This is a genomic window from Streptomyces sp. SID5643, assembly GCF_009872555.1.
Classification (GTDB): Bacteria; Actinomycetota; Actinomycetes; order Streptomycetales; family Streptomycetaceae; genus Streptomyces; species Streptomyces iakyrus.
Genome location: NZ_WWIC01000003.1, coordinates 1 through 7,274 on the forward strand (window position 1 = coordinate 1; position 7,274 = coordinate 7,274).

General features: G+C 68.7%; 5 protein-coding genes and 8 tRNA genes. 1 reads left to right on the top strand and 12 read right to left on the bottom strand.

Translation table 11 applies throughout. The features are described 5' to 3' along the window. Position 1: 1 nt before the first annotated feature. The 12 genes from GTY56_RS00805 to GTY56_RS39745 form a co-directional block, all read right to left on the bottom strand. A tRNA-Glu gene (locus tag GTY56_RS00805) sits at positions 2–74 on the bottom strand. Positions 75–102: 28 nt separating this feature from the next. Further along, positions 103–174 (bottom strand) — tRNA-Gln (locus GTY56_RS00810). A 20-nt stretch (positions 175–194) separates the two neighbouring features. Continuing rightward, positions 195–267 (bottom strand) — tRNA-Glu (locus GTY56_RS00815). A gap of 39 nt (positions 268–306) precedes the next feature. Beyond that, positions 307–379: transfer RNA gene (locus GTY56_RS00820), tRNA-Glu, on the bottom strand. 21 nt (positions 380–400) lie between these two features. After that, positions 401–472 (bottom strand) — tRNA-Gln (locus tag GTY56_RS00825). Positions 473–492: 20 nt separating this feature from the next. Next, a tRNA-Glu gene (locus GTY56_RS00830) sits at positions 493–565 on the bottom strand. A 39-nt stretch (positions 566–604) separates the two neighbouring features. Further along, positions 605–677: transfer RNA gene (locus GTY56_RS00835), tRNA-Glu, on the bottom strand. Positions 678–698: 21 nt separating this feature from the next. Continuing rightward, positions 699–770 (bottom strand) — tRNA-Gln (locus GTY56_RS00840). An 89-nt stretch (positions 771–859) separates the two neighbouring features. Continuing rightward, positions 860–1,591 (bottom strand): HAD family hydrolase, encoded by a 732-nt coding sequence (locus GTY56_RS00845; RefSeq protein ID WP_161361479.1) that lies wholly within the window; start codon positions 1,589–1,591, stop codon positions 860–862. A 212-nt stretch (positions 1,592–1,803) separates the two neighbouring features. Further along, positions 1,804–3,288 carry a glutamate--tRNA ligase gene (gene gltX / locus GTY56_RS00850; protein WP_161361481.1) on the bottom strand — a complete coding sequence of 495 codons (1,485 nt, stop codon included), beginning with the start codon at positions 3,286–3,288 and terminating at the stop codon, positions 1,804–1,806. Then, a complete protein-coding gene (locus GTY56_RS00855) occupies positions 3,281–4,057 on the bottom strand; it encodes a fumarylacetoacetate hydrolase family protein (protein WP_161361483.1) in 777 nt (258 codons plus the stop codon). The genes gltX and GTY56_RS00855 overlap by 8 nt, the downstream gene beginning before the upstream one ends. 173 nt (positions 4,058–4,230) lie before the next feature. Continuing rightward, on the bottom strand, positions 4,231–4,422 hold the full coding sequence (locus GTY56_RS39745) for a hypothetical protein (protein WP_202509583.1): 192 nt from the start codon (positions 4,420–4,422) through the stop codon (positions 4,231–4,233). Positions 4,423–5,026: 604 nt separating this feature from the next. Between GTY56_RS39745 and GTY56_RS00860 the strand changes: the two genes are divergently transcribed. Then, positions 5,027–7,274, top strand: a 2,248-nt coding sequence (locus GTY56_RS00860) for a nitrate- and nitrite sensing domain-containing protein (protein ID WP_161361485.1), incomplete at its 3' end; no start/stop codon positions are given.

The following is a 7,274-nucleotide window of genomic DNA, read 5'->3' on the forward strand; positions in this document are numbered from 1 at the left end:
GTACCCCCGACCGGATTCGAACCGGCGCTACCGCCTTGAGAGGGCGGCGTGCTAGGCCGCTACACAACGGGGGCGTGGATCCTGCGTTTCCGCAGGTCCGAGCTGGTCTACCTGGACTCGAACCAAGACTAACTGAACCAGAATCAGTCGTGCTGCCAATTACACCATAGACCAATGTGGTTTAGACCAGTCAGTACCCCCGACCGGATTCGAACCGGCGCTACCGCCTTGAGAGGGCGGCGTGCTAGGCCGCTACACAACGGGGGCCCTAGCAGTCCCGAGATGATCGTCGATCGCTCGGAACAGTACCCCCGACCGGATTCGAACCGGCGCTACTGCCTTGAGAGGGCAGCGTGCTAGGCCGCTACACAACGGGGGCGATGCAGATGAGCTCTGCGAGCTGGCCTACCTGGACTCGAACCAAGACTAACTGAACCAGAATCAGTCGTGCTGCCAATTACACCATAGACCAATGTGGTTTAGACCAGTCAGTACCCCCGACCGGATTCGAACCGGCGCTACCGCCTTGAGAGGGCGGCGTGCTAGGCCGCTACACAACGGGGGCCCTAGCAGTCCCGAGATGATCGTCGATCGCTCGGAACAGTACCCCCGACCGGATTCGAACCGGCGCTACTGCCTTGAGAGGGCAGCGTGCTAGGCCGCTACACAACGGGGGCGATGCAGATGAGCTCTGCGAGCTGGCCTACCTGGACTCGAACCAAGACTAACTGAACCAGAATCAGTCGTGCTGCCAATTACACCATAGGCCACTGGAACGCAAGCCCCCGAGGGGGTTTTGTTCTAGTAGTGCGCCTGGGGTTCCGGCCTTCCGGCCCGCTCCCGCGGCGCAGGAAGAACATTACCCGAAGGTGGACGGGGCTCCAAAACGAGTATCCGAGCCGAGCAGGGACGGCAGTTCGGCGAGGGAGGCGATGCGGTGCGGCCCGACGGGCGGGTCGATCGTGGCGTACGGACCACCCCGGTCGATCCACACCGACAGCAGCCCGGCGCCGGCGGCACCCCGGCCGTCGATCTCCGGGTGGTCGCCGACGTAGGCGACCTGGTGCGGGGGCAGGCCGAGGAACTCGCAGGCCGCGAGGAACGCCCCGGCCTCGGGTTTGGAGATGCCGAGCTCGGCCGCGCACAGGATGGTCTCGAAACGGTCGTGGACACCGAGGGCGCGCAGCTTGCGGTCCTGGACGCGGAGGCTGGAGTTGGAGAGCACGGCGTGCCGGTGGCTGGCGGAGAGGGCGTCGAGGACGGGCAGGACGTCCGGGAAGAGGGACCAGACCGCCTCGTAGTGGGCGATGTACCGCTGGAACCACGCGTCGGCCTCTGCGTCGGTGAGGTCCCGGTCGAGGAACACGCGCACGCGGTCGCGCCGCTGGGCCTCGAAGGTGGCCTCGCCGGCCGCGAAGCGTGCCCATTGCAGGTCGGTGATCTCCCTCCAGCGGGCGATGGCCTGCTCGACGGTCTCGTAGTCGTCGAGCAGGCCCTCGGCCGTGAGGTGGGCACGCATGCCGAGGCGGTCGGCGGAGGTGTAGTCGAAGAGGGTGTCGTCTACGTCCCAGACCACGGCGTGGATGCTCATACTCCGACCGTACCCACCGCGTTCCGCTCTCAGCCCGGGTTCATGCTCCCGGAAACGGTCAGGTCGAGGCCCTGGACGTCGCCCGGGGATAACTTCCAGAAGTGGGGCCGCCGGTGAGCCGGAGACGTCCGTGAGGATCGCCGGCGGCTGGGCGGACACGGCGAGGGCGGCGCCCGGACCGGACGCCGCCCTCGCCGTGCGGGTGCTTCGCGTTACGCGGACAGCTTCGCCAGCGCCGCGTCGATCCGGGCCAGGGTGGCCTCCTTGCCGAGGACCTCCAGGGACTCGAACAGCGGCAGGCCGACCGTGCGGCCGGTGACGGCGACGCGGACGGGGGCCTGGGCCTTGCCGAGCTTCAGGCCGTGGGCCTCGCCGGCGGCCAGGACGGCCTCCTTGAGCGACTCGGCGGAGGTCCAGTCGGCGGCCTCCAGCTTCTCGCGGGCCGTGCGCAGCAGGGCGTCCGAGCCCTCCTTCATGGCCTTCGTCCAGCTGGCCTCGTCCTCCACCGGCTCCGGCAGGAACAGGAAGTCGACGTTGTCGGTGATCTCCGACAGGACCTTGAGGCGGGTCTGGGCGTGCGGCGCGATGGCCTGCCACTTGGCCTCGTCGAAGGCCTCCGGGGCCCAGGGGGCGAACGGCGCCTGGAGCCACGGGCGGCAGCGCTCCGTGAAGTCCTTCACGTCCAGCATGCGGATGTGGTCGCCGTTGATGGCCTCGCACTTCTTGAGGTCGAAGCGGGCCGGGTTCGGGTTCACGTCGGAGATCTCGAACGCGGCGATCATCTCGTCGGTCGAGAAGATGTCCTGGTCGGCCGCGAGGGACCAGCCGAGCAGGGAGAGGTAGTTGAGCAGGCCCTCGGGGAGGAAGCCGCGCTCCCGGTAGAGGTTGAGGGAGGACTGCGGGTCACGCTTGGAGAGCTTCTTGTTGCCCTCGCCCATCACGTACGGCAGGTGGCCGAAGGACGGGATCTCCTTGGCGACGCCCAGCTCGATCAGCGCCTTGTACAGGGCGATCTGGCGGGGGGTGGAGGAGAGCAGGTCCTCGCCGCGCAGGACGTGGGTGATCTCCATCAGGGCGTCGTCGACCGGGTTGACCAGCGTGTAGAGCGGGGCGCCGTTGGCGCGGACGATGCCGTAGTCCGGGACGTTCTCCGGGGTGAAGGTCAGTTCGCCGCGGACCAGGTCGGTGAAGGTGATCGTCTCGTCGGGCATCCGGAAGCGGACGATCGGCTCCCGGCCCTGGGCCTGGTACTCCTCGACCTGCGCGGCGGTCAGCTCACGGCAGTGGCCGTCGTAGCCGGAGGGCTTGCCTGCGGCGCGGGCGGCCTCGCGGCGGGTGTCCAGCTCGTCCTGGGAGCAGTAGCAGCGGTAGGCGTGGCCGGCGTCGAGCAGCTTGGCCGCGACGTCCTTGTAGAGGTCCATGCGCTGCGACTGGCGGTACGGCGCGTGCGGGCCGCCGACCTCGGGGCCCTCGTCCCAGTCGAAGCCCAGCCAGCGCATCGAGTCGAGCAGCTGGGTGTACGACTCCTCGGAGTCGCGGGCGGCGTCGGTGTCCTCGATGCGGAAGACCAGGGTGCCCTGGTGGTGCTTGGCGAACGCCCAGTTGAACAGGGCGGTGCGGACCAGGCCCACGTGGGGGTTACCGGTGGGCGAGGGACAGAAACGGACGCGTACGGGAGTGCCGGATGCGCTAGCCACGCTTGACAACCTTGTTGGTGAGAGTGCCGATGCCTTCGATGGTGACGGCGACCTCGTCGCCGACGTTCAGGGGGCCGACCCCAGCCGGGGTGCCCGTGAGGATCACGTCGCCGGGGAGCAGCGTCATGGCCTCGGAGATGTTGACGATCAGATCCTCGATGGAGTGGATCATCTCGCTGGTCCGGCCGAGCTGGCGCTGCCGGCCGTTGACCGTGAGCTGGATGGTGAGGTCGCTCGCGTCCAGGTCCGTCTCCACCCAGGGGCCGAGCGGGCAGGAGCTGTCGAAACCCTTGGCCCGGGCCCACTGCTTCTCGCGCTTCTGCACGTCGCGGGCGGTGATGTCGTTGGCGCAGGTGTAGCCGAAGATGACGTCCTTGACGCGCTCGCGCGGGACCTCGCGGCACATCCGGCCGATCACGACGGCCAGCTCGGCCTCGTGGTGCACCTCCTCGGAGAAGGAGGGGTACTGGATCTCGTCGCCCGGGCCGATCACCGAGGTGGACGGCTTGAAGAAGGCGAAGGGGGCGTCGGGCACCGCGTTGCCCAGCTCGCGGGCGTGCTCCGCGTAGTTGCGGCCGAAGGCCACGACCTTGTTGGGGAGCACCGGCGGCAGCAGCCTGACCTTGCTCACCGGCACCTTCGTACCGGAGAGCTCGAAGTCCGCGAACGGGATGCCCTTGATGATGTCCAGGACGAGTTCGTCCTGCTTGTCGCCCTCGATGGCGCCGAAGGCGACGTTCCCGTCGATGGAGAACCTGGCGATGCGCACGGGATGCTTGGCCCCTTGACTGAAGCGGCTGGAGTCTGACGGTCCAGGCTAACGCGGGGAGGTCCCCCGGCCCCGCGCATTCCGAAGGGGCGCCCCGTCACACGGGGCGCCCCTCGGAAATCCGTGCCCTGCCGCCCTGAGCATCCGGCGGCCGGCACGCGTACTACCAGGTGTCATTCCGCGGCTGCGGCGGCCGCGACGGGGATCTCCATGAGGATGGTGCGCTTGGGGTTTGCGGTCTGGGCCGGAAGTTCGACGGGGTGCTCCGGCTGCTCCGGCGTCTGCAGTTCGTCGGCGTCGTCCAGGTGAGCCAGCGTCGTGCGTCGCGGGTTGGCGATCTTGTGGAACATCGTCGTCGTCTTCACTGTTTACTTGACCCTGTCCTGTGACGGGCGCCGGGAGGGTGTGTGAAACCTCCGCACGGGCGCGGGTTGTCGGTTGTGCCATCGCTGTAAAGCGTCAGGCTAAACATGCGATTCCCCGGCCCGTTCGCGCGAAGGCCATGATCAGCATGTGAGTTTCCTCACGAATCAGAGGGCGAATCGGGCAATCCGGACGCGCGCTGCACGCCGGCGAAACGGACATTGGGCCACTGAAGCCATCATTCCGCTCCTGATCATGGCGACTGGGACACCCGGCACCGCTCGGCGACTCGCGGACTAACGCCCGAAATGGGTGAACTCGCCTTCCACGACCGGTGATCCGGCACTCACGTGGTGTCACCTACATCACGGCTCGGCCTACGGGCCTTGTTGGAGATCCTGTGCTGTGCTGGAATCTCACGGACCGCCGCAGGATCGAGCCGGCGCACAGGGGGCGCACAGTCGCGCCGAGTGGCGGCGAGAAGGGGGAGCCAGCGCCGGTCACTCAAGACCACCACGGGGGCGTTTTTCAGGGCGTCCCCAGAACGCCGACACCGTGCCCCGCCGTTCAGGCGACGGGGTGCCTGGTCCAGAGGTTGCGACGCTAGTGCAGGGACGTTTCAAGAGGGATGGCAACGCTTCGGCGGAGCCACAGCCGCACGGCGGGACTGGCCCCATGACTGGCGGCCCCTCGCCCCAGCACGCCCAGAACCAGGGCCCGGCCGGCGACGGCGGTGAGCGCTCCGGGCGCCCCGGCACGTCGACCCCCTCGGGGTCCGCGAGCCCTTCCCCGGCGCTGAAGCCGCCGACGGGCCCGACCGGCCCCGGGCCGCGAATAGCCCTGCGCAACTGGCGTATCTCCACGCGACTGGTGTCGCTGCTCGCCCTCCCGGTGGTCGCGGCCACCTCGCTGGGCGCACTGCGTATCAACCAGTCCATGGACGACATCCAGCAGCTCGACAACATGAAGCTGCTGACGGACATGACCAAGCAGGCCACCGAGCTGTCGGCCGCGCTCCAGGAGGAACGCGACCAGTCGGCCGGCCCGCTCGCCCACGGCGGCAAGGCGACCGACTTCACGGTCAAGGGCCTCCGGGAGAAGACCGACCGGGCGCGCACGAACTTCCTCGACTCGTCCGAGGAGATCGACAGCGCGAGCAAGGACGGCAACCTCAAGGGCGTCCGCGAGTACCTCGTCCAGATCGCCGGCGAGCTGGGCAACCTCGAACAGATCCGCAAGGGCGCCTACGCCTCCGAGGGCAACTCGACGCAGACGATCGAGGGATACCACCGTCTGATCGAGAACCTGATCGACCTCTCCCAGGACATGGCCGAGGCGACCAGCAACCCGGACATGATCCAGCGCACGCGTGCGCTCGCGGCGTTCTCCTCCGCCAAGGAGTACTCCTCGATCCAGCGCGCGGCCCTCGCCGCGGCGCTGCCCGCCAGCAACACCACGGCCGGCAAGCTCTCCCCGAACGACCGGCTCTACGCCCAGTCGGCTCTGGAAAGCCAGGACTCCGAGCTGCGCACCTTCAAGAGCATCTACGGCGAGGACGCCGCCGCCGAGCTGCTGAAGCCGATCGAGGACGGCGGCAACTCCACGATCAAGGCCACCGACACCTACGCCGGCCGCGCCCTGATCTCCGCGAGCGGTCTCGCCCAGCAGGACAAGCGGTCCTACCGCGACTGGCTGGACGACAGCTCCACCAAGATCCAGCAGATGAAGAACATCGAGCACACGCTGCTCGAGGAGATGGAGCAGAAGGCCCGCGAGCTGCGCAGCGCCACCGAGCGCGACGCGATCATCTCCGGTGCCCTGATCCTGATCGTGCTGGGTGTGTCGCTGGTCGGCGCCTTCGTCGTGGCCCGCTCCATGATCCGCTCGCTGCGCCGGCTGGAGGACACCGCGACCAAGGTCGCCTCCGACCGTCTGCCCGAGCTGGTCAAGCAGCTGTCCGAGTCCGACCCGCAGGACGTCGACACGTCCGTGGAGTCGGTCGGTGTGCACTCCCGGGACGAGATCGGCCGAGTGGCCGCGGCCTTCGACGACGTGCACCGCGAGGCGGTCCGCCTCGCCGCCGAGCAGGCCCTTCTCCGGGGCAACGTCAACGCGATGTTCACCAACCTCTCGCGCCGCTCCCAGGGCCTCATCCAGCGCCAGCTGTCGCTCATCTCCGAACTGGAGTCCCGCGAGGCCGACCCGGACCAGCTGTCCTCGCTGTTCAAGCTGGACCACCTCGCCACCCGCATGCGCCGTAACGGTGAGAACCTCCTCGTCCTCGCGGGTGAGGAGCCCGGCCGCCGCTGGACCCGTCCGGTGCCGCTGGTCGACGTGCTGCGCGCCGCCGCGTCCGAGGTGGAGCAGTACGAGCGCATCGAGCTGGCCTCGGTGCCGACCACCGAAGTGGCCGGCCGGGTCGTCAACGACCTCGTGCACCTCCTCGCCGAGCTGCTGGAGAACGCGACCTCCTTCTCCTCGCCGCAGACCAAGGTCAAGGTCACCGGTCACGCCCTGCCCGACGGCCGGGTGCTGATCGAGATCCACGACACCGGTATCGGCCTGTCGCCGGAGGACCTCGCGGCGATCAACGAGCGGCTCGCCTCTCCCCCGACGGTGGACGTCTCCGTCTCCCGCCGCATGGGTCTGTTCGTGGTCGGCCGCCTGTCCCAGCGGCACGGCATCCGCATCCAGCTGCGCCCGTCCGACTCCGGTGGTACGACCGCGCTGGTCATGCTGCCCGTCGATGTCGCCCAGGGCGGCCGCAAGCCCCAGCCCAAGCAGCCCGGTCAGTCTCCCGCCGGTGGCGGTCCCGCCGCCGCGCAGGCCGCCGCCGGTGCGGCCGCGGCCCGGC

Excerpts from the sequence above, each read along its gene's own strand:
- GTY56_RS00845 (WP_161361479.1), bottom strand. The coding sequence starts at position 1,591 with ATGAGCATCCACGCCGTGGTCTGGGACGTAGACGACACCCTCTTCGAC.